The sequence below is a fragment of the Streptomyces hirsutus genome (assembly GCF_001418415.1).
GTDB classification, from domain to species: Bacteria; Actinomycetota; Actinomycetes; order Streptomycetales; family Streptomycetaceae; genus Streptomyces; species Streptomyces hirsutus.
Genome location: NZ_LIQT01000323.1, coordinates 1 through 22,816 on the forward strand (window position 1 = coordinate 1; position 22,816 = coordinate 22,816).

Sequence of the window (22,816 nt, forward strand, 5' to 3'; positions counted from 1 at the left end):
CCGAAGCCCACGGCCTCTTCGGAACCCAGGCCGCAATCGCCGCCGAAGCCTGCTGGCTCGCGACCGCACGCCACGCCAAGCTCCGGGGCACAGCGCCCGGTTCCAGCGTCGAGCACCGCCCCGCGGGCGGCGGGCGGGACCTGCACAGTGAGATCTCCGCGCTCACCCAGTTGTCCGACGCCTACCACTCCGACCTCGTCCGAGACTTCACGGACTCCGAAGACCGCCTGATGGAGCCAACGGCATGAGTACCTTCGTCGCGCCCCCCACCCCCACCTATGCCGAAGCCACCCCGCGCGTGAAAGCGGCGAAGGTCCTCACCGACGTCTTCGCACCGGCCAACCTGGTCATCGCGCTGCTCCTGCTGATCGGCTGGCACAGCACAAGCAGTTTCAGCGGAGTCGGATGGGGCCTGTTCGCGGCCTTGTTCTGCGGCATCGTCCCCATGGGGATCATCCACTTCGGCGTCCGTCGCGGGAAACTCACCGACAAGCACATCCGCGTACGCAAGCAGCGCATCGCCCCCCTCATCGCCACCCTGGCCTCCGTGGTGACCGGCATCGTTCTCCTGAACATTTTGGGCGCGCCGCGGGAGGTCTTCGCGCTCGTCATCGCCATGCTCGTCGGCCTGGCCAGCGCGCTGGCGGTGACGGTGTGGTGGCAGATATCCGTGCACAATGCCGTTGCCGGCGGCGCTGTGATGATCCTCGTCCTGGTCTTCGGCCAGGCGCTGGTCCTTCCCGCGGTCCTCTTCGTCGTGGCCATGGGGTGGTCCCGTCGCGTCCTGAAGGCGCACACCCTGGCTCAGCTCGTCTGCGGCACCGCGTTGGGCTCCACCGCTGCCCTGACGTTCACGCTGCTGCGGTAGCAGCCCGGGCGTGCAGGGTCCGCAACTTCGTGAGCAGCGCGTCCTGCGGTGACTACGGGGAGAACTTCCAGGCCATTGAAACTGAACGCTGAAATCCGAGCTTGGTGAGCACTGCGTGTGTCGGTCTGGTGTGAGCGATCTCGTTCGTGAAGGGTGTAGCTTGCAGTGACTCTCGGTAACACCAGGGAGGTTGGGTGAGTGGGTGCTCTCCGTGGCGGATCGGGCCGGACCCCTGGGGTGCCCTCCACGAGGGCACCCCAGGGCCTGCTTCTCATGGCTTGGCTTGCCAGAGGTCGCTGCTTGACTCTTCGGACAGGTCAGCCGATCACCGAGCGCGCAAAGGCGACCGTGGCGCCGAAGGCGGCTCCGCCGGCGAGCGCGGCAGTGGCCAGCGGGTTGCCGGAGGCATAGGTGAAGAACCCTGCCGCCGCTGCGGCCTGCAGACTGATCAGGAACACCACTGCGGAGCGCAGGCTCAACAGCGGCTCCTGGGACCTGTCGTTCCTGGCCATCAGTTCGCCCTCGGGATCTGAGCCTTGGCCCGCGCGGCGATGTCGTCGCCCAGCCGCAGGAGCTTGCGCCGCACCCGCTCGCCCATGGCGACGTCCTGACCTACGAGCGGGGGCGCCTGGCGCCAGTTGATCGGGGCGTTCTCGGCCCAGACGCGCGCCACTTGCTGCTCGGTGTCCTTTAGCCGTCCGGTCGCGTAGCGGACGTGCCGGTTGTCGAAGTGCTCGGCCCAGGGAACCGCCGTGGCGATGGCCAGGGCCTCTGGCCCCGGCTGGGGAGAGAGCAGGTCGATCCCCTCCTCCATGTGGCCGATCTTGTGGCCCATGACCTGGTGGTCGCCGTCAAGGTCGTTGCCTTCCTGGGCGCACTTCCGCAGAACGGCGCGGACCGCGTCGGCGTCCTGGATGTCGACCTGGTTCTCCCACTCCCGGAGGATCAGCGCCATGGCCAGGGCTTGGGCGTGGTCCTCTGTGGGGGGCCGGAGGCGAAGGTGTGTGTAGAGGAACTCGCGCATCGGATCGTGATCGTCGTGCAAGTAGGCATCCAGAGCAGCCCTTGCCAGCCAGACGATCGGCGCTCCAAGACTCTCGAGTAGCCGGGTGATGGATCGCAGTGGTTGAAGCAACCCGTCCGGGAGCCCTCGCAGCAGGCCCACACCCGTCAAGCCAGGCATGTCGAAGACCCGGTTCCAGGCTGAAGCCATCACGTCGCCGAACGGGTTCAACTCGGGCATGCTTAGGCGGAGCGAGGCCAGGCCGTTGCCCATGACTCCCATTGAGGCCAGCCGGGCGGCGGGCGTGTCGAGCAGCGACAGCTTGCCCAGCGCGGAGGAGCCGAGGATCGAGACCGGGGACCGGTGGGCGAAGTTGCTCATTGCCCCGGCGAGGGTGTCCAGAGCGGTGAACTGCGTGCTCAGCCGGGCGAGGCCCGTGTCGAACAGAGACAGCTCCTTCAGCGGGGAGGGGATACCGAACACTGGTGAGGAGTCGGCGAGGCGACTGCCGGCCAGCTTCGCGAACCCGATTGAGTCGATCGTGTTGCCGAACGGGTTGTACTCGGGCAGCTTCAGACCGAGCGAGACGAGGCCGCTGCCCATCACGCCGGTCTTGACGAGCCGGGTGGCGGGCGTATCGCTGAGGGACAGCTTCTCCAGCGTGGTGGAGGCGATACTGGCCGCCGGCGGGCGACCAGCCAGCTGCTTGCCGACCGTCTCAGCGAGCTGCCCGCCGACGGTGTTCGCGGCGCCCATGGACGCGAGCGCAGACCCCACAGCGGCGAACTTGAGCGCTGGTGACATGCCGGCCAGCACCTTTCCCAGACTGGGGGAGGTGGGGACGGTCTTCAGAAGGGGAAACAACGTGGCCACTCGGCCCTCCTTGAATCGGAAGTGCTTCTACTTCCTGGTGGCGGGAGCAGGCCGTTCCGGCAAAAAATCTTCATCGACTTGATGTGATCTGCGTCACTGCTGCCTGTGCTGGCTTCGCGGGCCTCGGTGTCCCACCTCCAAGATTAACGGTGGCCCCTAACAGTGAAGGCGTCGTTTTGCTTGGAGTGATTGCCTCGGCGATCCGCAGGATCTCGGTGGCCTCCTTGAGTAACTCGCGTCCGCGCGAGGTGGGTTTGAGGGGGCCTGCGCTGCGGTCGATGATCGGGAAACTCGCTGCCTCTTCGATCTTGCAGCCCCGGTTGTGGAGGCTGCTCTCACGGCTGCTGGAGAAGTCCCGCACCGCGGCCGCGATGCTGGGGTGGCCTGGGATGTCCGGGAACCGTGCGGAGGAAGGGCAGCGCACGCGGCCAGGAGATTGAAAGGGACCCAGTGGGGCCACTACTGAACGTAGCCGTTGTCAACGAGACAGCGGATTTGCCAATCCGCTGTCAAACAAGTGCCTTCATTGTCAGCGAAGTCGCGGATTCTAGAGGGCGGGCGGAGCCTCTCAGCGGTCCTGGGACAGTCGTAGGAGGTCGGCGAACGTGCCGTCGGCGTGGACGAGGTCGCCGTAGGTGCCGTGTTCGGTGATGCGGCCCTGCTCCATGACGATGATGTGGTCGGCGATCCTGGTGTTCTCCAGCCGATGTGTGACGACGATGGTGATCCTGTCGCCGGAAACCGCTTTGATCTTCTCGAAGATGCCGTGCTCGCCGTGGGGGTCCATCTGCGAGGTGGGTTCGTCCAGGATCAGCAGGGGCGGGCGGCGGTACAGGGCCCGGGAGCAGGCGAGGCGCTGCCACTGACCGCCGGAGAGTTCGGTGCCGCCGAAGATCTCACGGGCGAGGAGGGTGTCGAGGCCAGCGGGGAGGTCCTCGATGGACTCGCGCATGCCGACGGCCTCGACGGCGTCCCACACCTGGTGGTCGTCGTGGCTCCGGGGCTGGCCGAGGGTCACGTTCTCCCGGGCGCGCAGGGGCCACTGGGCGAAGATCTGCGACACCAGGCCGGTGCAGTTCCAGACGGTGGCCGGATCGGCGCGGGCGATGTCGGTGCCGTTCCAGCTGACCTGGCCCTTGTCGGCGAGGTAGATGCCGGTGATCAGGCGGGTGAGGGTGCTTTTTCCTGAGCCGTTGACGCCGACGACGGCGAGGATTTCACCGCGTCGCAGCGTCAGGGAGATGCCGTCGACGGCGGGCTTGTCCTTGCCGGGGTACTGATAGGTGACCTCGTCCAGCCGGATCTCCGCCACCGGCGCGTGGATGGCAGAACTTCCTCGTTTCGGGGCTCGTTCGGCGGCGTTGTCGAAGAACGTCTGCATGTCGCCGAGGTAGAGGCTGGTGTGGAAGACGGCGGCACCTTCCATGACGAGCTGGGACAGCGCGGCCAGAGTGGTCTGCACCGCGACGACCGCGGTGGCGGCGATGGCCGGTGCGATCCGCCCGGTGACGGCCAGCCAGGCGAGCATCCCCCAGGTGGCGGCGAGGAAGATGCTTCCGGCGAGGGAGGAGAGGAGCGCGATCCGCAGGGTCCGTGGGGCCGCGGCGAGGGTGCGCTTGTCGACCCGCTCGGACAGGGCCCGGTACCAGTAGAGGAGGTAGCCGGTCATGCCGTTGGCGCGGACCTCGTCGCCGTACTTCGGCGTGGTCGCCCACCAGCGGGTCATGCCGCGGACGTTGCGGTCCGCGATGTTGGCGTAGTGGATTTCGTAGTCGACTCTCGCGGTGAGGATCGCTCCGATGCCGGCGGGAGCGACGGCCAGAAGGAGCAGAGGCAGCATCAGGGGGTTGAGCACGGTGACGACGGCACCGGCGGTGACCATTCTGATCAGGGCGGACATGAAGCGCTGGGCGTCCATGACCATGACGTGCGTGCGCGTCACACCCATTTCCGCGGCTTCTTGGCGGTCGGAGAAGCCGTCCATCGCGTAGGCCGCGGCTTCGACCCGGCAGACGGCCTCGACGAGGGCGGTGTCCATGGCGGTGGTGAGCCGCGGGGTGATGCGGCGCTCGGCGTAGCGGGCAACGGCCACGGAGGTCCGGGTGGTGGCACTTGCGCAGGCGACGACGACCAGGGCGGGGAGCGCGTCGCGCAGGCGGTCCGATACGGCGCCGGTACCCAGAATCGGGGCCATGGCCTTGGCCGTGGCAGCCAGAAGCACGGCGGCTGCGACTCCTGTCGCCAGCTGGCATCCGAGCAGGAGGAGTACGGCACGGCGGTCGATCTTCCAGGCCATGGCCGTGATGCGGGCCAGGACGGCCGGGAGTTGGGCACACAGGCTACGGAAGCCTGCTTCGCCCAGCGGGTTGACGGAGTACTGCCCGGAGTACGTGATCTCTGCGGGAGGCGGTGGCGGCACGGGACTGGACATTGCAGTCAACTGCGCGTCTCCCTGTGTGGTGGGTCGGACGAAGGCTGCGGCATGGGGGTCAACGAGAAAGGCAGCGCCATCGAACACGCGTGTTTCGGCCGCAGTAGAGTCCCGACAGGACGCGGCGACTCCGGGGCCGGCGGCGGTCCGTCCCATGGGGTTGCTGGGTTGGGTGTTTGAGCATGTTGGCCGAATCGCCGCGGCCGATACGCGTGTGGCGGATGGGTTCGCCTCGTGAGCGAGGAGGCCGGAACACCCTTCGGTGTCGTGGGCGTATCGCGTGGTCATGTTCCTGCGTGCCGGGCCAGAAGGATGTCGGCCCGAGCGAGGTCCTCGGGTGTGTCGACTGCTACTCCGCTGTCCGTAACAGGGAGCATCCGTACGGCATAGCCGTGTTCGACGAAGCGCAGCATCTCCACGCACTCCGTGCGCTCCAGGGGCCCCTGTCGAAGCTGCCGGAAGCGTTTGAGAGCCGGGCCGGTGAATCCGTAAAGGCCCAACTGGCGCAGGTACTTCGGGCGGTCCCCTCTCGGGTAGGGGATGGGCTGGCGCGAGAACATCAGGGCGTTGCCCTCGGTCGTGATGACGACCTTGACCACGTTGTGGTCCAGGACGGCGGTGACGTCTGCCAGTTCGGTGTATGCGTTCACGGCGAGCGTGCTTGCGGGCAGGTGCTCCAGGGCCACGGAGACGGAGTCGATGGCCACGGGGGAGATGAACGGCTCGTCGCCCTGGACGTTGATGTACGCCTCGGCGGGCAGGCGCTCGGCGACCTCTGCGACGCGGTCCGTCCCGGTGAGGTGGTCTCCGGTTCGTATGCACTCGATGCCCAGCTGGTAGCACGCTGTTTCGATGCGTTCGTCGTCTGTCGCCACGACGGCCCCGTCGAGACGTCGGGCCTCCAGGCAGCGCTGGTGGACGTGCCAGAGCAGTGGTTTGTCCCCGAGTCGGGCCAGGGGTTTGCCGGGGAAGCGCGAAGCACCCCAGCGGCAGGGGATGACGGCTATGTGCCGGCGCGGTGCGGTATCGGACGTTGCGGCTGTGGTGGCGGCCACGGCATCCTCCGGGAGGTCGAGCAGGCGCGTGCGGTCAGGTCAGGAGTGCGAGCTTGGAGCGGACGGTGGGAGAAGCGGCCTGCGCGAAGGGCCGCCATTCGTAGCCGTCGACCTCCTCCTCCTGGAGCGTCACCGCCTGCTTTGTACAGAGCCGGAAGATCCAACGGAAGTCCACGTGGTGGTGTGCTGGCTCGTCCTTGGAGGGGTTCGCGTCGATGGCGTGCACGTCGATGTCGAGGGGAACGTCCTCGAAGCCCGAAAGAGGAACCACGGCGCCGGGCGGGATTCCGGTCTCCTCGTGCAACTCACGCAACGCTGCTCCGAGCAGGTCCCGGTCGCCCGCTTCGGTGTGACCACCGGGCGCGAGGAGTTTGCCCGAAGCCTTGTGCTGGATGTGCAGGACACGCCAGTCGCTGTCGATGACGATGGCACTGCAGGTCACGTGGGCGGGGAATGTCTTGCGGCTCGTGGGATCGTCCGTGCCGGCGAGTGAGGCGAACAGCTGTGCGAGGGCGCCGCGTTCGCTTGGATGACGGGAGAGGTACGCCTCGGTGACGGAGCGGATGTGATCGGTGGAGGGCGGCACGGGGGTTACCTTTCGAAGTGGTCGAGCCAGGTTCTGGCGATGGTGTCGCGATCGGCCGTGGGCATGTCGTGCAGTCCGGGCTGGAAGCGGGAGTGGCTGAGCGCTGCTGTGGCGGCGAGTATCTCGGCCTGGACGAGGTGGATGTACGTGCCGACGGCGGCGCCGTGCACGAAGTTGACGGCGCCGCCGTCAGCGAGCACGTAGAAGTAGTGGCCGGTGATCTCGTATCGCGTCAGCTGCGCGCTGACGGGAGTGCGCTGATAGAGGTCGTGAAGGCTCCCGAGTTCGAGTTCGTCCTCGGAAGAGGTCACCGAGCCGAGGTACGCGCCGTTGCGCAGGGCGGCGAAGTCGCTGTGCCGCAGGGCGAGATTGCCGGTGGCGCACAGGACAAGTTCCGCGTCGCGCACGGCCTCCGTGGTGGTGGCGCTCGTGCAGAAGCCCTGGGAGTGCGCCAGCACCCTCTTGACCGGATCGCTGTCATACACGGTGACGCGCAGGTCTTGGGCGCGCAGAGTCTGGGCGATGGCGCGGCCGACCTTGCCGAAACCGATGACGCAGGCGTTGCGGCTGGTCAGGATGTCTCCACGGGCGCGCACGAGGGCCTCGGTGGAGAACACGATCGACCGGCCCACGAGGTGGTCCTCGCAGTCCTTGAGCGGGGAGCGGGCCACGGAGACGACCGGGCACGGCAGGGCGTCGAGCGCCGCGTACCGCTGGTGTCCGTTCTCGGTGTCCTCGACGACGCCGAGGACGCGGCCGGAGAATTTCCCCACGAGGGTGTCGAGAATTGTTGCGAAGTAGCCACCGATGTCCACCAAGACGACGTCCCGACCACCGGCTGTGTCCTCCAGGTAGTCCAGTGCCTGGGTGGTGTCGGCGAACAGCTCCCGGGTCAGGTCGTGGACTGTGAAGGTGCGGCGGACCTCGTCGAGGGTGGGCTGATGGATCGACTTGGGCTTCGGCAGCACAGCGCCGACCGTGGACGTCGTGGCCATGGCGCGTAGGAACGCAGGCCGCTCGGCGAGCAGGTGCGTGATGACCAGCGTGGTGATCGCGTCGCCGGCGGGGAACTGCGTCGTAATCTGTCGGAAGAACGCGTCCAGCCGAGCTCGTTCGGGACTCTCCATGACTCCTCCTTTTGGGCTTTGGTCAGCTGGATTACGCGGCTCGGCCGTACGTCGGGGCCTGGGCGGCCAGAGCCTGCATGTGGGCGCGCAGACCGTTGTGGAGGTCGACCCGGGGCTGCCAGCCGAGGACCTCGCGGGCGCGGCCGGGGTCGGCCCGGGTGGTGAGGACGTCACCGCTGCGTGCGTGGTCGTGGTCGAGCTGGATGTCGCGGCCGACGAGACTGTTGGCGATGTTGATCACTTCCAGCAGGGAGGCGGTCGCTCCGCCTCCCACGTTGATCGGACCGTGCGCCGCCGGCGCAGCTGCTGCGGCGACGGTGGCGGCGACCGCGTCGTCGATGAATGTGAAGTCCCGGCGCTGGTGGCCGTCTCCGTACAGGCGCAGTGGCTGGCCGGTCAGGGCTGCCTGCAGAGCACGGTGGGTGAACATGTCGGAGCGCTGTCGGGGACCGTAGACGGTGAAGTACCGCAGAGCGACGACGCTGGGACTGCCGGGGCGCGCGGCGTAGGCGAGGCAGAGTTGTTCCTCGGCCAGCTTGGTGACCGCGTACGGGGAGGCCGGCTGAGGGCGGTCGGTCTCGATGCTTGCTCCGCCGGCGGTGGGCCCGTAGACGCTGGAGGACGAGGCGACGATCACCCGCGGGACGCCGATGTGGGTGCAGGCTTCCAGCACCCGGTGGGCGGCCAGGACGTTGGAGGCGAGGTAGTCGCCGAACTGCGGCCCCCACGAGGGGCGCACGCCGGGGATGCCGGCGAGATGGAAGATCGCGTCTGCGTCGATCAGTAGGGGGTCGATGGCACAGCTGAGAAGGTCAGCGGTGACGTGCACGTACCCCGGCAGACCGAGCAGGGTGACGAGGTTGGCGGCGGCCGTGGGGTCGGTTGCCGGGTCGCGGCGGTCGACGCCGACGACGGTGGTGCCGCCTTGCACGAGGGCGTGGGCGAGGTGGGAGCCGATGAAGCCGGCGGATCCGGTCACCACTGCCCTTCGTGGGACAGCGGTGGTCGGATGCGATGCGTGCTGTGGCACGGGATCTCCAGAGGGAGTGTGGGCGGAGGTCAGGTGAGCCGGGACAGGACGGTTCGGCCGTGCGTGCTCAGGGCGAGGTCGTTCTCTGTGTGGCCCTTGACCAGGGCGGTGGTCGCCTCAATGGCGCCGAAGGACTCCAGGAGGCGCTGTTCGGTGCCGTTCATGGGGCGTCCGTATCCGGCGTGGAAGGCGGTTCTGAGGTGAGGTGCGGCTTGCCAGCGTCGGAACTCGAGCCGAGCGAAGTCGCGGATGCGGGCGTCGCGTCGCATGTGTTCGAAGTCGCAGATGCCTAAGGTGTCGCCGAGCAGCCAGTTGCGCGGCTGGTAGTCGAGGTGGCAGACCGCGCTGTCCATGCGGCTGGTTTTCAGGGTGTCCGCGTGATGGCTCAGGCGCTTCCGCTCGGTCGCGGTGATCAGGCCGGCCTGAACGGCACGCTCGATCCAGCCCTGGAGGCGCTCGGCCAGCGCTGCGCCGATCGCGCCGCCTCGGGGCATCGAAGTGGCACAGTGGAGCTTGCCGAGGACACGGCCGGCCTCATGATGTGCCAGCTCCTCCTTGGGCGAGCCCGGTGCCACGGTGTCCGCCCGCTCGCCCGGCAGCGCGGTCAGCAGAAGGGTGCAGGTGGCATCGTGTCGGCCGACCAGCCGGGGAGCATGGCCGTCCAGGTGGGTGCCCCACGATCGGTAGGCGTGGAGTTCGCGCGCGTACCGGTCGCGTTCGTCGTGCTGCTTGGCGAAGAACTGGCGCCCGTCCACGTCGGTCACGCGTATGACCCGGGGCGGGAGCCGCGGGTCCCCCACGGTCTGGACTGCTCCGAGGACGTCGTGCGCCAGCCGGATCCGGGGATCGTCCGACATCGTGATCACGTGGACGCCTCCGGTGCGAGGAGGGCGAGGTGCCCGGTGTCGTTGTGTCGGTCCAGCATCCAGCGGGTCTGGTTCAGCCGGTTGCGTTGGTGCTGCCAGCGGGTGATGGAGGCGTGGTTGACCGTGAAGCCCGAGGGGGAGCCGATGGGGATGCCCAGGAGCAGGGTGTGGGCGGTGATCACGGTCTCGCCGTGGGAGGCGAACACGACGCGTTGCCCCTTGTGCTGGTCGATGAGTTCGCTCAGGAGACGGCTGGCACGTTCGAGGTAGCCGTTCCACGTGTCGGAGCCGGTGGCCCACGGGGTGTCCGGGTGGGCGTGCGGGCCGCCGTCGGCGGTGGTCTTCACCGTGGACCAGGGCTTTCCGTCGGCGTCGCCGTGGACGGGGCCGTCGAGGCGGTCATCGGTGTACACGGGTATGTGGAGAGCCTGGCTGATGATCTCGCCGGTCTGGATCAGGCGGATGCGCGGGCCGGTGTAGACGACGTCGAAGGGCTGCTTCAGGTGCTCGGCAGCCAGGCGGTGTGCCGCCTGCTCGACCTGGGCGTACCCGAGGCCGGTCAGCCCGGTGCAGGTGCGGGGGCCTCCGACGAGACCGTCGGCATTGCACTGGGCCTGGCCGTGCCGCACGAAGACGAGTTCAGTTGTGATCACGAGATTCCTCGGGAACGGAGGTGGGCGGGCCAGCTGTAGCGGTAGCCGTTCCGGCCTATGTAGGGGGCGGTGAGGACGGCGTGCAGGACCAGGAAGTCGTCGAGGCGTTCGCGGTCCGTGGTGCCGAGCCGGGCGTCGTGGCTCTGGACGGCCTCGTTGTAGGCCGCCAGGGCGGTGTCGATCGCATCGCGGGGCAGGACCCCGTGTGTCAGCAGGAGAGCTGCGATCAGTTTCGCGAGGTCGTACCCCATCGGAGCGAGGGTGAGATCGTCGGTGTCGACCGTGATGATGTCGTCGGCATCGGTGACGATGAAGTTCCTCGGATTGCTGTCCTTGTAGAAGGAGGAAGGCCCCTCTGTGCTCTTTTCCAGTACCTCCAACATCGCCCGCAGGCCAGCCTTGTTGGGCAGGTGTCCTTGTTCCAGCCGCCGCCGAAGAGCCACTTGACGGGGACGTAGGTAGTCCTCGAACACCGTTCCGTCCTGGAAACGGTGAGGGGTGCGCAACGAGGCGAGGGCCAGGTTGCTGACCCAGGCAGTTCCGTGTGCGTCGCCCAACAGTGCGGCCAGGCGGGGCAGGTCCTCCGGACCGGCCGGGCGGCCCTCGACCCGCTCGAACGTCAGGCTGAGGGGACCGATGACGCTGAGGCCCGGCTGCCGTAGCGGCTTCGCGTGTTGGGCGATCCACCTGTAGTGGCGGACAGCCGCAGCGGTGCGTTCCGGCGTCTCGTAGTGCTTGGTGAACGGAAGACGGGTCATGCCGGCCCTCCCTTCGGCCGGGCGACGACGAAGGTGATGAGGGACCGCGTGGTGAGCGGCTGGTCCGGGAGGAACTCGTGCAGGGTTGCAGCCAGTGCTCCGGGATTGCCGTACAGGCCGGGCGGCAGGTCGTATTTCGGGTTGGTGGCCAGGTATTGCGCCAGGTGGTCGTGGCCGTCGAAGGCGAAGGTGTGCTCCTCGTCCTGGACGGTGACCACGTCGAGAGAGGAGGTGGCCAGGTCTGTGAGGTTGCCGCTGTGCGCGGCGGCGTAGAGGCTCTCGTGCCTGTCAGCCCGTGCGTCGAGGCCGGAGGAAGCGACCAGCTGGTCCATCTCGCGGTAGCTGTCGAGTCCCTTCGTGACGAGCACGGCCAGACCACCAGGAGCGAGAACCCGGGCGATCTGCGCGATGACCTCCTGTGGCCGTGGCGAGTGATACAGACAGAACGCGGCTACAGCGACATCGCACGACTTGGCGAGCAGGGGGAGTTCGTGGAAGTCCCCCTCAAGGAAGTCCACCGGAGTACGGGGCAGCTTCTGAGCGCGTCCGCGGGCCTGCGTGAGCAGGGAGAGGGAGGCATCCAAGCCGACGACGCGCCGTGGCCGGAGCTGTCGGCTGATGACCAGACTGCTCGTGCCGCGACCGCAGCCGATGTCGAGTACCAGGCTCAGACGATCCGGCTGCACATGGTGGGCTTGCACCAGGCTGACGATCGTCTCGGGCACGGGGCGGCCGGATGTCTTCGCCCGCATCAGGGCACCGGTCCGCCCGGCCAGCCGCGAGGCATGCCCGTACAGCTCCTGCTGTCGGGCGGGATCCAGGAACGGGTTGAGGTCGCTCATGCCGCGCCCTCCTTCGGGGGGCGCGAGGCACTCAGGACTGCTCGGCGGCGACCTTCCGCAGCCAGCGGCGCATCTGCCGCCGGTTGGCCAGCAGGACCACGTCGGCTCGGCCCGCGGCGAACTCCTCGATCTTGGCCATCACACGGGGACGCATCTTGCGGCGGTACGTCGCGACGTACTTGATCACGCCCCAGTGGATGCGGTTGTGCACCCCGTTGCCCTTGTGCCCGGCCCCGTGCCGGATCTGCCGGGAGAAGATCCCGTAGAGCGCGGCCGTGGTCGACACGTCCATCAGAATCACCGTGTCGCAGGCTTCGAGCCGGATCTGCAGCGTCGAATTGTAATTGCCGTCGATCACCCACCGCGGCTGCGAGACAAGCTCGCACTGCAGGTCGACGAACTTGTCCATGGGCAGCGAGTTCCACTCGTCGTCGTAGAACGCGGCGTCCAAGTGCGTCACCGGGGCGTCGAGGATCCTGCCCAGTTCGCGGGCCAGATGTGATTTGCCGCTGCCTCCGCAGCCGACGATGGCGACCTTCTTCATAGTGCTCCAGCGTAGGGATGCTCGAGTGTCCGGCGGGACCGGCGGCCGGGACACGTTCGGATGATCCAGGCGTCACAGTCTGTGGAGTCGTCTGCATCAGACGGCCCCCTGCTCGGCGGCGGCCGGGTGGACGAGTCCGTGCAGCACGGTCTCCAGGGTGTCGACCTGCTTGCTCAGACGGAACAGATTCAAGCGGTCCACACAGGCGGCGATCAGGTCCGCGTGCTGCTGGGTGCCCGCGATTAGGCGGAGGTGGGAGAGCCGTTCGACCACATCTTGGCCGGAGCGCACGATCAGCTCGTTGGGCACGAACCGGTCGACGTAGCGGATGTCCGCCGGGGCCAGGGGCACGCACCCGGCGAGTACCGCCTCGAAGACGCGCTGCGTCATCTGTCCGACGGTGGCGTACCGCTCAGGCAGCATGAGAACGGTGGCCAGGGACCGGCCGTAGATGCCGGCGGCGGCTTCGAACGGGATCCGGCCGAGGAAGCGGACGTGCGGCCAGCGGTCGGTCTTCGTCCACTTGCCGGCGACCAAGTGCTCGAAGCGGGCGGCGGCCGGGGCGAAGAAGCGGTCGAAGGACTCGTCGCGGTCGTACTGGTTGCCGACGTAGCCGAGCACGACATCCCGGGGTCGTGCGGCGAGCGCGAGGGGGTTTGCCTGGGCGAGGAGGCGGTCGGCGACGGGGAAGAGCAGGCGGTGGGCGCCCGGTGTCGGTTCGAGAGCGGCCTCGCACACGGCGGTGTGTGCTGTGCGGCGCCACACGCTCTCGGCGCACAGGGTGCGGTCCTTGTCCCAGATCACGGTGGGCGTCCGGCGGCGCGCGGTGTACCGGCTGAGAAGCTGGGCCTGGCGGTGCAGGTCGCAGGTGTGCCCTTCGATCCCGCACACGGTCGTGTTGCGGCCGGTGATCGCCCAGCGCCACTCCAGGAACAGGACGTCGATCTCAGGGCAGCCGCTGTCGAAGGTGTAGGCGCCGCCGAGGTCGTCTCCGGCTTCGTGCCGGTCGCGGTTGGCCTGCAGGAAGACGATGTCGTGCCCGCGGTCGAGGAGCGCGTCGACGAAGGGGCGGCGGTGGCTGCGACCTCCGTCCGGGGTGTCGGTGATCCCGTTGCCGAGGAAGCCCCAGAAGCTGTATCCGATCTTCACTTGGTGATCCACCGCCCTTCGAGGAGCAGGGCGTCGAGCCCGGAGTCGGCCAGGCAGTCCAGGGCCATCTCCGGTGTTCCGCAGATCGGCTTGCCCTTGACGTTGAGGGAGGTGTTGATCAGCACGGGCACGCCGGTCCGGCGAGCGAAGGCGGTCAACACCGCGTGTATGAACGGGTTCTGCGCCTTGGTGACGGTCTGGAGCCGCGAGGTGCCATTGGCGTGCACGATGGCCGGGACGTGCTCGCGCGCCTTGTCCGTCACGCCGGAGGCCATGGACATGTACGGCGCCTGCTGGCCGAGGGTGAAGAACTCCGAGGCTCGCTCGGCCAGGACCATGGGCGCGAAGGGGCGGAACGGCTCGCGGTACTTCACGGTGGCGTTCAGCCGCTCGACGACGCCGGGCTCCAGGGGGGAGGCAAGGATCGAGCGATTGCCCAGCGCGCGCGGGCCGGCCTCGACAGGGCCCTGGAAGAGACCGACGATCATGCCGTGGGCCAGCTGGTCGGCGAGGAACTCTGCGGTCTCGATGCCCAGGCTCTTCTGGTGAAGGCTGGGCCAGGGCGTGAGGTCGAGGGGCTGGCCCTCATAGGACGGGCCGAGATAGCAGGAGCGGGCGACGCAGGCCACGGGTCGGCCGCGGCTGTCGGCGTGCACGGCGAGAGCGGCGCCGATCGCGGTGCCGGCGTCGCCGGGAGCAGGCGGTACGAAGACCTCGTCGAAGACGCCGGCCTCGATGATCCGGCCGATGCTCACGCAGTTCGTGGCGACACCGCCCCCTACGCACAGACGACGGGAACCGGTGAGCATCCGAGCCCGGCGGGCCAGGTGCACCATCACCAGCTCAGTGCGCTCCTGAAGGGCAGCTGCCAAGTCCTGGTGGACATCCGTCAGCGGCTCGCTCGGGTCCCGCTCGGGGCAGGTCTCGGCGACGAAGCGCAGGGATGTTCGCGGGTAACCCGAGGCCAGCGCACGCGGGGGGAAATAGACGGGGTCGATGACGAAGCCCGTCGCCGTCGTGCGGACGGCCCGGGCGAACAGGCGACGGAACCGGGCTGGGTCGCCGAGGGCGGCCAGCGCCATCACGGTGCCCTCCTCGTCGCCCCGGCGCCAGCCCAGGTGCTCCGTGACAGCGCCGTACACATACCCCAGGGAGGCGGGATCGTTGATCGACTCCAGAGTGTGGGTGCGGGGGCGGCGTGGGTCGTGGCCGCGGGCGATGGTGGTGGTCTGCCGCTCGCCGAGGCTGTCGACCACGAGCACGGCGGCCTCGTTCCAGCCTGAGGCAGCGAAGGCTGTCAGCTGGTGGGCACGGTGATGCAGGATGGGCGCGACACGGGCGGCAGGGAACTGCCGACCGATGAGGCGAGTGCGCCGCTGGGTGCGCACGGCCACCTTGGCAAACCCGCAGGCTCTTGCGAGGGCCCGGTCGCGGGTCGCCGTGGAGAGCGCCAAGCGCAGGGCAGCGGGCGACTCCGTGAAGTAGCGGGCGGGCTGGAAGTTGTAGGCGACGGCATCCACGTCGGCGGCGGTGAGCTCGGCCCGGCCGAGCAGCCACTCGACCGCGCGGGTCGGGTAGTCCCTCGTGTGCTTCTGCCCGGAGAGGCGTTCCTCCTCGACGAAGCCGATCAGCTCACCCTCCACCAGCAGGGCTGCCGACGAGTCGTGGGTGTAGGAGCACAGGCCGAGGATGACCGAGGGGGTGCGCTTCATGGCGGCCGTCACCTCGCCCCGGCCGTCGCGGGCGCGGCAGAACTGCCGGCGCGTCGGTGCAGCTCGCCGTACCAGGCGGTGAGGGCCTGACCGAGGGGCCCGTCGATCCCGTCCGCCACACGCCACGCTTGCTCTCGCCGGCCGTCCTTCCACAGCCGGTAGCTGCGCAGTGTCCAGGCCATCGCGTCCCAGCCGGGGTGGCCGGTCACGCCGCGGGCTGCGACCTGATCGAGCAGGCCGTCGAAGCCCCTCCACGGCGTGGTCAGGTCGGGCATGACCGGACTCGCCGCGAGCGAGGTCAGCTGGTCGACCTGAGCGAGGTGGTTCTCGTACATGTGCAGCGACCCCACGTGCAGGTGGAACTCGCCCAGCTCCGCGTCGAGCCATCCGGCGACCAGCTCGTGCAGGACGGTGTAGAAGAACACGTCGTACGGCATGCCGATCCACACGTCCTGACCGCGCATCGTGGTCGCCATGTGCAGGCGGCCGGCGCGCAGGTGGAAGCGGAAGCCGAGGGTGCAGGGCACGTTCTTGTGCCCGGCGGCGTCCTGGGCCGGGTCGTAGAGCTGGATCAGGGCCCGCCGGGAGTCGGGATCCTCCTTCAGGATCTCCACGACACGGCCCAACTGGTCCACCTTGCCGGCCCAGTTCCGCATCCTCGGTCCGTACGCCCCGCGCAGTACGCCGTCGTCGGCGTACTGTCGCAGCCGCGCGTTGTAGTCGAAGATCCACGCAGCGTCCGAGCCGGACAGGTGCCAGACAGTCTCAGCCACGGCGAAGGCCGGATTCAGGATCCTGGCGGGGGGTGCGTAGAGCAGGCGGGCCCGTGGCCGGGTGAGCAGCATGTGGACGTCCCGGACTTCCCGGGTGGCCATGCCACGGGGGCTGACTCTCTCGCCGGACTTGGCCAGCGTGACGGCGCCGGAGAACAGCTCGGCCATGCTGTCGGCGGTCAGGTGCGTCATCGTGTAGGAGCTCCTTCGCCCTGCGCCGGCACGGAGTCCGTGCCGTGGGCATCGTGGTGGTTGTGGTGGAAGGGCGCGTCATGGTTCTCGGCCCGATGGGAGATGAGGCGGGCGACCCGGGCGGCGCTGTCGCCGCGCCACCGGCACACCTCATCCACCGCCTGCACCGGAGGTCGGGGCCGGGGCCGGTCGTGCAGCGTGGCGAGGGCTGTGGCGACCTCGTGTGCACTGCTGCACCGCTGCGCGAGGCCGTGGCCGGCGAGGTCGAGCGTGCGCTCGCCCGGCGAGCCGATTTCGAGGACCGGCACGCCCAGCAGCGCTGCTTCGATGCCGCACGTCGAATAGGCGCTCACCACCGCATCGGCGCCGGCCAGGCAGCCGCGTGCACCGACCCGCGGATCGGCCACCACCACGGGCAGACTCCCCGCACCCTGGAGAAGGGGAGCGAAGATGCTGTCGCTCTGCGCGGGATGCGGAGCGATGACCAGCCCCCAGCTGCCGCCGGCCATGCGCAGACCGCCCAAGAGGAGACCGGCCTGCTTGTGGAGCCGATCGGGTCGGAACGGCTGGCACGCCCAGACGGCGATGCGCGCGGGACTGTGTCGCGTCCCAGAAGCCAGCAGCTTCTCCAAATACCGTCGCTGGACCTCATGGTAGAGGCTGCCCAGAGCGTCGAAGCGGGGCTGACCCAGAACGTGGACCTCAGCCTCCGGGTGACGCGCCCAAGCTCGTGCGAGCGGGACGTCGCGTTCGCCCATGACGACGAGGTGGCGGCTGTGGAGGGTGGGCCATGCGGCCGACTCCTCGGTCCACGCTCCGTGCTGGACGTGCACCGTGTTCATGCCGTGTCGCTCCGCCGCGTGAACGGCCAGCGCTCCGAGAGGGCTCGTGTCGTTGCTGACCAGAACAGTGTGCGGCCGGACCGTGGCAAGGACCCCGTCAAGCCATGCCTCGGTCCGGACCGTGGAGCGCCAGGACGGCTGGGTACACCCGGCGCTGGTCTCCAACAGCACGGACAACAGCCGGACAAGACGAGCCAGCCGAACGGTGTGCTCCCCGATCTCGACAACGTGCCCGTTATCGGGCAGCTGCAGCTCGTCCACTGTGCCCGAGAGGTGGAGAAGCCCGGCTGGAGCCGGGCACAGACGTATGCGCTCGTTCCTGTCGGGCGGGCACCGCTGCTCCGGCTCGGTCGCGAGGTCGACGAGTACGCTGACGTGCCCCTCGCGTGCCAGCTCCGTGAGAACCGGCAGCAGGGTCGCGACGTGGCGGGAGGACCACGACAGTGCCACGACGCCGCTCTGCGGCAACTCCGGGGGGAACAGGCTCGGCTCCGTGGTCGCCACGTCGGCTGGAAGCAGGGTGCGCAACTGGGCTGTGTGTGACGGGTTGTGCGGCACGGCGGCTCCGAGCAGGTAGGCGATACCCGACCAGGTGACCGTGTAGGCCCGGTACTCCCGTGAACTGCTCGAACGTATTCCCACGAGCCCTTCGTGCGGCGCCACGTCGACGGGACCGGGTGCCGCCGCGAACGGCTCCCATGCGCTTAAGGCCAATAGCTTGCGCAGGACCTGCGAAACAAAGCGGCGGGCAGGCACATGCTGCACATGGAGCCAGTCGGCACACCCGGGCGTGCGCGGGCGAGCGTTGTACTTCTCCAGTGCAGACATGACATCTTCGACAAGAGTGACGAGTTCCTGACCGTCGATCGGCAGGGCCTCCAGCTCCGCCGTTCTGATCCGCATGTTCTGCATGCGATCGACGCGGCTGGAGCCTACGAGCGCCCACACCGGCTGGCCCTCGTCGTCGATGCGAGCCAGGCTCAGGTTGTCGCCGGGGAAGGTGTTCACACCAAGCTCCCCTGGACGTAGGGCTCGGACGGGCGCGCGTGGTGAAGAAGCCGGAGCAGAGCCTGCGGTGACTCGGCGACCTTCGGAGCGGGTGCGGTGGGCTGCCCGTACCCCCAGCAGGCGTGCACGTACGAGACACCAGCACGTGCTGCCGCTTCCTGGTCGACCGCCATGTCCCCGACATACACAGCTGCTGCTGGATCGACCCCGAGGTCGACCAGCGCCAGGAGTATCGGGTCCGGTGCCGGCTTCGCCCGGCCCACTCCGGCCGGGGTACGAACAGCGGCAAAGGGGCATCCGAGCCGTGAGAGGAGCGGAGCGGCGCGGTCGAGGTGCTTGGACGTCACGACCCCCAGCCGCCAGTCGGCGGCTACGAAAGCGTGGAGCACTTCCACGACGCCGTGGAACTCGTGTGCCAGATGCGCTGCGGCCACGGACGCGGTCTCATACGTCTGGCGGGCTGCGTCGATGTCGATGACCTCGAGCCGCTGCATGATGTCGCTGAACTCACGCCCCAACTGGCGTTCGTACACGGTAAACGGGATATCGAGACTGTGAGCCTTCTGGACCTGTTTCCACGCCTCCTTCATGACGGGACGGGTGTCAAGCAGCACACCGTCGAGGTCGAGAAGTAAGGCGCGAGGGGTCGCGCGGATCTGGGGCGAGACCGGTCGAATTGTGTCCGATGACACGGCGAAATCTCCTGAGAGTGGTCATTTTTTGGGGGACTGAGAGGCGGCGGACGGCCTGCAGCACGGGTGACCTTCATCCGTGGACACAGATGCGGTGAGAGGGTGCGGGCAGTTGAATGGGCCGCCCGCAACTCCGGGATGGAGCGCGGCTGGAGCGCGCACAACACCGTCTCCTCCGGGCTGGGGCTCGGACCTTCCCCTGAACGGGCACGGAGGTGCTCACGGTGGAAAGGAGGAGACTCCGGTTCTAGGCGGCGATGGACTCCGCGTCATCGGCAGCAGCGGTGTACTCGTCGTCGAACACCGCGTTGAACGACCGGTCAACGCGGTCCGCCGCCTCCTCCTTGCGGAAGGCGCCGAAGCGGGCCCAGTACGCCCGGCATCCGGTGCGCTGCATCACTGCGCGGGCCTGCACGCGCAGAGCGACCTTGTCGAGCAGTCCCACGCGGTACTTCGCCGACAGGAAGCTGATCACGCGGTTGGAGTGGACCAGCTGCGCGTACTCTTCGGCGGACATACCGTCGGGCGCCCAGAGAGCCTGTTGCTCCGGGTTCGTTGCGATATCGGAGAGTAAACGCTGATGGATCTCCGCCGCGTCCATCGTGAGCCGCTGACGGTGCCGGCGTTCGGCGAACCAGATCCCTATGGCCCCCACTGCGGAGGCGACGAGGATGGCATGGAAGGTCTTCATCAGTTTCCTTTCGTTCCAGCGGACTGCCGTGGCCGATGAGGGGGTACACCCGTTCCTCGCCAGTTCGTCCGTCAGAACGGAGCAGCCTCTGAACGAGGTGTCAGGACCCAAACGGTGGGTCGGATCCGGCAGAGCGGTGTGGTCGGGGCGGTGGCCACGACGGTCTTCCAGACTGAAGTGGTGATCAGCGGGCGTACGGGCGCAGGTGTACGGGCAGGGCCTGGTGTCCGTTGCTGATCAGCGAAGGAAGCGGCTTCAGTTCGGTCGCGGGGACGGTGAGGCGGATGTCGGGGAACCGGTCGAACAGCTGCTGCAGGGCGGTGGCGACTTCGAGGCGGGCGAGTGGGGCGCCGAGGCAGAAGTGCACGCCGTGGCCGAAGGCCAGGTGGTCCTTCGTGGGCCGGGTGAGGTCGAAGCGGTCGGCGGACTCGCCGTGCCAGTGGGGATGGCGGTTGGCGGCGGCGTAGGAGGCGAGGATCGCCTCGCCTGCGGCGATGGTCTGTCCGTCGGGCAGGGGGAGGTCGGTGAGGGCGTAGCGCAGGGGCAGGTGTTTGACGGCGGGTTCGTGCCGCAGGGTCTCCTCGACGAGGTCGCTCCAGTGGGCACGGCTGGCGCGGAGGTGGCCGAGCTGCTCCGGGTCGGTCAGCAGGGTGGTGATGGCCTGGTCGATGACGTTGACGGTGGTCTCGTACCCGGCGCTGATCATCAGCAGGAGCGTGTCGCGCAGCTCGGCGTGGCTGAAGGCGGAACCGTCGCCCTCGTCGTCGCGGGTGGCGATCAGCCGTGAGGTCATGTCCTCGCCGGGCTCACTGCGCTTGGTCTCGATCAGGGCGTCCAGCAGACCGTAGAGGGCGGCGGTGTTCCCAGCCTGCTCCTTGGCGGTGAGGTGGGTGGCGAACACGTTGTCCACCACGGTGCGGAACTCGGTGCGCCGGTCGGCGGGGACGCCCATGAGCTTGCCGATGACCGCGATCGGCAGCGGGTAGGCCAGGTGCTCACGCAGGTCGACCGTCTCACCGGCCGGGAGCATGTCGAGGTCGTCGAGGATGCCGGTCACGAGGGCCTCGATGTCCGGCTGGAGGGCGGCGGTGCGGCGGGCCGAGAGGGCGGGGGCGACCATGCGGCGAAGGCGGCTGTGGTTGGCGCCGTAGGCGGTGAACATGTTCTGCACCGCGACCCACAGGGCCAGCGGCCAGGTGGGTACGGTCTGGGCGAAGGTCGGCCAGTGGGCGCGGCCGTCCTTGGAGACGTCCTTACTGGTCAACAGCTGCTTGAGGAGGGCCGGGTCGGAGACGGACCAGGCGCGCACGCCGAGGATGTCCACCAGGGTCGCCGGGCCGCGCTCGCGCAGGGCCTGGTGTTCGGTGTCCGGATCGGTGGCGGTGGGGTCGAGGACGAGTATCTGCTGTTCGGGCACGGCGGGGTCACTTTCAGCTGGTGGGAAAGGTGACGGGCAGAGCGGCCAGGGAGCGGTGGAAGGGGCCGGGGCGCCAGATGAGGTCGTCGCGGTGGCCGTCGAGGTCCATCTCGGGCAGCGCGTCGAGGATGTGGAGGATGGCGCCTTCGGCGATGAGGTAGGCGTGCGAGCTGGCCGGGCAGCTGTGCGGGCCGGCGCCCCAGGCGAGATGAGCCCGGTTGCCCAGCGGCCGGTGTGGTCCCAGGGCGGGATCGTTGTTGCAGGCCGCGTAGCTGATGACCACCGGCTGGTCGGCCGGCAGCAGGAATCCGCCGATATCGGCCGGCCGGGGCGGGTAGGTCATCGCGAAGTTCGCGAGCGGGGGGTCGCGGTAGAGGACGCTGTCCAGGGCTTCGCGGACCGAGGCGTCGCCGGCGTGCAGGTCCCCGGAGAACTCGGGGTTGGTGAGCATCTCCAGGAGGGTGTTCGTGATCAGGTTGGTCAGCGGTTCGATGCCGGCCCCGTAGAGGGTGATGAGCTGCTGTCCCATCTCCGTGTCGTCGAGCCGGGCAACATGGGTGAGGAGTCTGCTGGTCACGTCGTCGCCGGGGTGCCGGCGGCGCAGGGCGACGAGGTCCGCGACGGCCTGGACGAGGATCTGGTTGCCGATGGAGGCGTTGACCCCATCGAAGATCTTCGTCATCCCGTCGGCGATCCGGTGGCCGACCTCGTCGGGGCAGCCGAGCAGGTGGCTGAGCGTCTGGAACGCCAGGGGCCAGGAGTACTGCGACAGCAGATCGGCCCTGCCTGCGGCCTTGAAGGCTTTGATGGTCTGCTCGGCGACCAGTTCGACGTGGTCGCGCAGCGCGTGCTGGTCGACGGCCCCGAGGGCGGTGGTGTTCGCGGCCCGGTAGCGGGCGTGCTCGGCGCCGGCCGAGCGCAGGGCGTTGGGGCGCCATTCCATCATCGGCCGGATGGGGCAGGTGTCGGGGACGGACGTCTGCCACCGGCGCGGGTCGGCGGGGAAGCGCTGCGGGTCGCCGAGGATGCGGCGGGCCTCCTCGTACCCGACGACCAGCGTGGCGGGCACGCCGGGGGCCAGGTCCACGGGAACCAGGGGGCCGCACTGCTCGCGCATGCGCCGATAGGCGGCGTGCGGGTTCTGGGCGAAGGCCGTTTCGTACAGAGGGATGCGGTGGGTCGCGGTGCTCACGGTCGGGGCTCCAGACGGTGCGCGAGACGGGCGAGGTATTCGGTGAGCTGGATCAGGGCCTGCATGCAGGACGCTCGCTCGCGGGCGTCGCACACGGTCAGCGGTGTGTGGCCCTCCAGCGCGAGGGCCTCGTGGACCTCTTCGAGCGGGTGGCAGGGGGCGCCGTCGAACTGGTTGACCGCGACCGAGTACGGGACGCCGTTCTCTTCCAGAAGGCCGAGAATTTCGTGGGAGGCGTCCAGGTCGCGCGGGTCGACGAGGACCAGAGCGCCGAGGGCACCGACGATCAACTCCTGCCACAGGAAACTGAACCGGGCCTGACCCGGGGTGCCGAACAGGTAGAGCACGAGGTCGTCGCCGAGATGCTTGCGCCCGAAGTCCACGCCGACGGTGGTGGTGGACTTGGCCGGCGTGCGGGCCAGGTCGTCGACCAGGGCGCTCGCCCGGGTGATGGTCCCCTCCATGTGCACCGGGGGCACCTCGGAGACGCTGCCGACGAAGGTGGTCTTGCC

The 22,816-nt window shown here is 68.6% G+C and carries 23 protein-coding genes; 2 read left to right on the forward strand and 21 right to left on the reverse strand.

Translation table 11 applies throughout. From position 1 onward, the window contains the following. Positions 1 to 248, forward strand: a 248-nt coding sequence (locus tag AOK11_RS23550) for a DUF6545 domain-containing protein (RefSeq protein ID WP_055595726.1), incomplete at its 5' end; no start/stop codon positions are given. Continuing rightward, entirely contained in the window at positions 245 to 868 is a 624-nt protein-coding gene (locus tag AOK11_RS23555) for a hypothetical protein (RefSeq protein ID WP_055595727.1), read from the forward strand. The genes AOK11_RS23550 and AOK11_RS23555, both read left to right, overlap by 4 nt. A gap of 317 nt (positions 869 to 1,185) precedes the next feature. Here the strand turns inward: AOK11_RS23555 and AOK11_RS23560 are convergent, their stop codons facing one another. The 21 genes from AOK11_RS23560 to AOK11_RS23665 all read right to left on the reverse strand — a co-directional run. Next, entirely contained in the window at positions 1,186 to 1,347 is a 162-nt protein-coding gene (locus AOK11_RS23560) for a hypothetical protein (RefSeq protein WP_240497462.1), read from the reverse strand. Between the two features lie 32 nt (positions 1,348 to 1,379). Then, positions 1,380 to 2,744, reverse strand: coding sequence for a hypothetical protein (locus AOK11_RS23565; protein WP_055595729.1), 1,365 nt, complete (start codon positions 2,742 to 2,744; stop codon positions 1,380 to 1,382). Between the two features lie 568 nt (positions 2,745 to 3,312). Beyond that, on the reverse strand, positions 3,313 to 5,175 hold the full coding sequence (locus AOK11_RS23575) for an ATP-binding cassette domain-containing protein (RefSeq protein ID WP_055595731.1): 1,863 nt from the start codon (positions 5,173 to 5,175) through the stop codon (positions 3,313 to 3,315). 284 nt (positions 5,176 to 5,459) lie between these two features. Further along, entirely contained in the window at positions 5,460 to 6,230 is a 771-nt protein-coding gene (locus AOK11_RS23580; RefSeq protein ID WP_055595732.1) for a 3-deoxy-manno-octulosonate cytidylyltransferase, read from the reverse strand. Between the two features lie 34 nt (positions 6,231 to 6,264). After that, positions 6,265 to 6,816 carry an NUDIX hydrolase gene (locus AOK11_RS23585; RefSeq protein ID WP_206188912.1) on the reverse strand — a complete coding sequence of 184 codons (552 nt, stop codon included), beginning with the start codon at positions 6,814 to 6,816 and terminating at the stop codon, positions 6,265 to 6,267. Between the two features lie 5 nt (positions 6,817 to 6,821). Beyond that, positions 6,822 to 7,943 (reverse strand): adenosylhomocysteinase, encoded by a 1,122-nt coding sequence (locus AOK11_RS23590; protein ID WP_055595734.1) that lies wholly within the window; start codon positions 7,941 to 7,943, stop codon positions 6,822 to 6,824. 31 nt (positions 7,944 to 7,974) lie between these two features. Next, positions 7,975 to 8,925: an NAD-dependent epimerase/dehydratase family protein gene (locus tag AOK11_RS23595; protein ID WP_055595735.1), complete on the reverse strand. Its 951-nt coding sequence runs from the start codon at positions 8,923 to 8,925 to the stop codon at positions 7,975 to 7,977. A gap of 77 nt (positions 8,926 to 9,002) precedes the next feature. Next, positions 9,003 to 9,830 carry an aminoglycoside phosphotransferase family protein gene (locus tag AOK11_RS23600; protein WP_240497465.1) on the reverse strand — a complete coding sequence of 276 codons (828 nt, stop codon included), beginning with the start codon at positions 9,828 to 9,830 and terminating at the stop codon, positions 9,003 to 9,005. Between the two features lie 5 nt (positions 9,831 to 9,835). Then, positions 9,836 to 10,492 (reverse strand): histidine phosphatase family protein, encoded by a 657-nt coding sequence (locus tag AOK11_RS23605; RefSeq protein ID WP_055595737.1) that lies wholly within the window; start codon positions 10,490 to 10,492, stop codon positions 9,836 to 9,838. Further along, complete coding sequence (locus AOK11_RS23610) at positions 10,489 to 11,250, reverse strand: phosphotransferase (RefSeq protein ID WP_055595738.1); 762 nt, start codon at positions 11,248 to 11,250, stop codon at positions 10,489 to 10,491. The genes AOK11_RS23605 and AOK11_RS23610 overlap by 4 nt, the downstream gene beginning before the upstream one ends. After that, positions 11,247 to 12,092, reverse strand: coding sequence for a class I SAM-dependent methyltransferase (locus AOK11_RS23615; RefSeq protein ID WP_055595739.1), 846 nt, complete (start codon positions 12,090 to 12,092; stop codon positions 11,247 to 11,249). The genes AOK11_RS23610 and AOK11_RS23615 overlap by 4 nt, the downstream gene beginning before the upstream one ends. Positions 12,093 to 12,123: 31 nt before the next feature. Next, positions 12,124 to 12,636, reverse strand: a complete 513-nt coding sequence (locus tag AOK11_RS23620; RefSeq protein ID WP_055595740.1) for a P-loop NTPase family protein — start codon at positions 12,634 to 12,636, stop codon at positions 12,124 to 12,126. 96 nt (positions 12,637 to 12,732) lie between these two features. Beyond that, entirely contained in the window at positions 12,733 to 13,785 is a 1,053-nt protein-coding gene (locus AOK11_RS23625; RefSeq protein ID WP_240497464.1) for a glycosyltransferase family protein, read from the reverse strand. Then, positions 13,782 to 15,497, reverse strand: a complete 1,716-nt coding sequence (locus AOK11_RS23630) for a carbamoyltransferase family protein (protein WP_055595742.1) — start codon at positions 15,495 to 15,497, stop codon at positions 13,782 to 13,784. Before AOK11_RS23630 ends, AOK11_RS23625 begins: the two co-directional genes overlap by 4 nt. An 8-nt stretch (positions 15,498 to 15,505) precedes the next feature. Continuing rightward, positions 15,506 to 16,462 (reverse strand): thymidylate synthase, encoded by a 957-nt coding sequence (locus tag AOK11_RS23635; RefSeq protein WP_055595743.1) that lies wholly within the window; start codon positions 16,460 to 16,462, stop codon positions 15,506 to 15,508. Then, positions 16,459 to 18,312, reverse strand: coding sequence for a hypothetical protein (locus tag AOK11_RS23640; protein ID WP_055595744.1), 1,854 nt, complete (start codon positions 18,310 to 18,312; stop codon positions 16,459 to 16,461). The genes AOK11_RS23635 and AOK11_RS23640 overlap by 4 nt, the downstream gene beginning before the upstream one ends. After that, positions 18,309 to 19,004 (reverse strand): HAD family hydrolase, encoded by a 696-nt coding sequence (locus AOK11_RS23645; protein ID WP_055595745.1) that lies wholly within the window; start codon positions 19,002 to 19,004, stop codon positions 18,309 to 18,311. The genes AOK11_RS23640 and AOK11_RS23645 overlap by 4 nt, the downstream gene beginning before the upstream one ends. A gap of 247 nt (positions 19,005 to 19,251) precedes the next feature. Further along, positions 19,252 to 19,695, reverse strand: coding sequence for a DUF6082 family protein (locus tag AOK11_RS23650; protein WP_055595746.1), 444 nt, complete (start codon positions 19,693 to 19,695; stop codon positions 19,252 to 19,254). A gap of 184 nt (positions 19,696 to 19,879) precedes the next feature. Beyond that, positions 19,880 to 21,112 carry a cytochrome P450 family protein gene (locus AOK11_RS23655; RefSeq protein ID WP_055595747.1) on the reverse strand — a complete coding sequence of 411 codons (1,233 nt, stop codon included), beginning with the start codon at positions 21,110 to 21,112 and terminating at the stop codon, positions 19,880 to 19,882. A 13-nt stretch (positions 21,113 to 21,125) separates the two neighbouring features. Next, on the reverse strand, positions 21,126 to 22,304 hold the full coding sequence (locus AOK11_RS23660; RefSeq protein ID WP_055595748.1) for a cytochrome P450: 1,179 nt from the start codon (positions 22,302 to 22,304) through the stop codon (positions 21,126 to 21,128). Then, on the reverse strand, positions 22,301 to 22,816 hold a 516-nt coding region (locus tag AOK11_RS23665; RefSeq protein ID WP_055595749.1), incomplete at its 5' end, for a GTP-binding protein. The genes AOK11_RS23665 and AOK11_RS23660, both read right to left, overlap by 4 nt.

Coding starts and splice junctions, on each gene's coding strand:
- AOK11_RS23590 (WP_055595734.1), bottom strand. CDS start 7,943: ATGGAGAGTCCCGAACGAGCTCGGCTGGACGCGTTCTTCCGACAGATT.
- AOK11_RS23630 (WP_055595742.1), bottom strand. CDS start 15,497: ATGAAGCGCACCCCCTCGGTCATCCTCGGCCTGTGCTCCTACACCCAC.
- AOK11_RS23575 (WP_055595731.1), bottom strand. CDS start 5,175: ATGTCCAGTCCCGTGCCGCCACCGCCTCCCGCAGAGATCACGTACTCC.
- AOK11_RS23650 (WP_055595746.1), bottom strand. CDS start 19,695: ATGAAGACCTTCCATGCCATCCTCGTCGCCTCCGCAGTGGGGGCCATA.
- AOK11_RS23600 (WP_240497465.1), bottom strand. CDS start 9,830: ATGTCGGACGATCCCCGGATCCGGCTGGCGCACGACGTCCTCGGAGCA.
- AOK11_RS23620 (WP_055595740.1), bottom strand. CDS start 12,636: ATGAAGAAGGTCGCCATCGTCGGCTGCGGAGGCAGCGGCAAATCACAT.
- AOK11_RS23610 (WP_055595738.1), bottom strand. CDS start 11,250: ATGACCCGTCTTCCGTTCACCAAGCACTACGAGACGCCGGAACGCACC.
- AOK11_RS23615 (WP_055595739.1), bottom strand. CDS start 12,092: ATGAGCGACCTCAACCCGTTCCTGGATCCCGCCCGACAGCAGGAGCTG.
- AOK11_RS23635 (WP_055595743.1), bottom strand. CDS start 16,462: ATGACGCACCTGACCGCCGACAGCATGGCCGAGCTGTTCTCCGGCGCC.
- AOK11_RS23555 (WP_055595727.1), top strand. CDS start 245: ATGAGTACCTTCGTCGCGCCCCCCACCCCCACCTATGCCGAAGCCACC.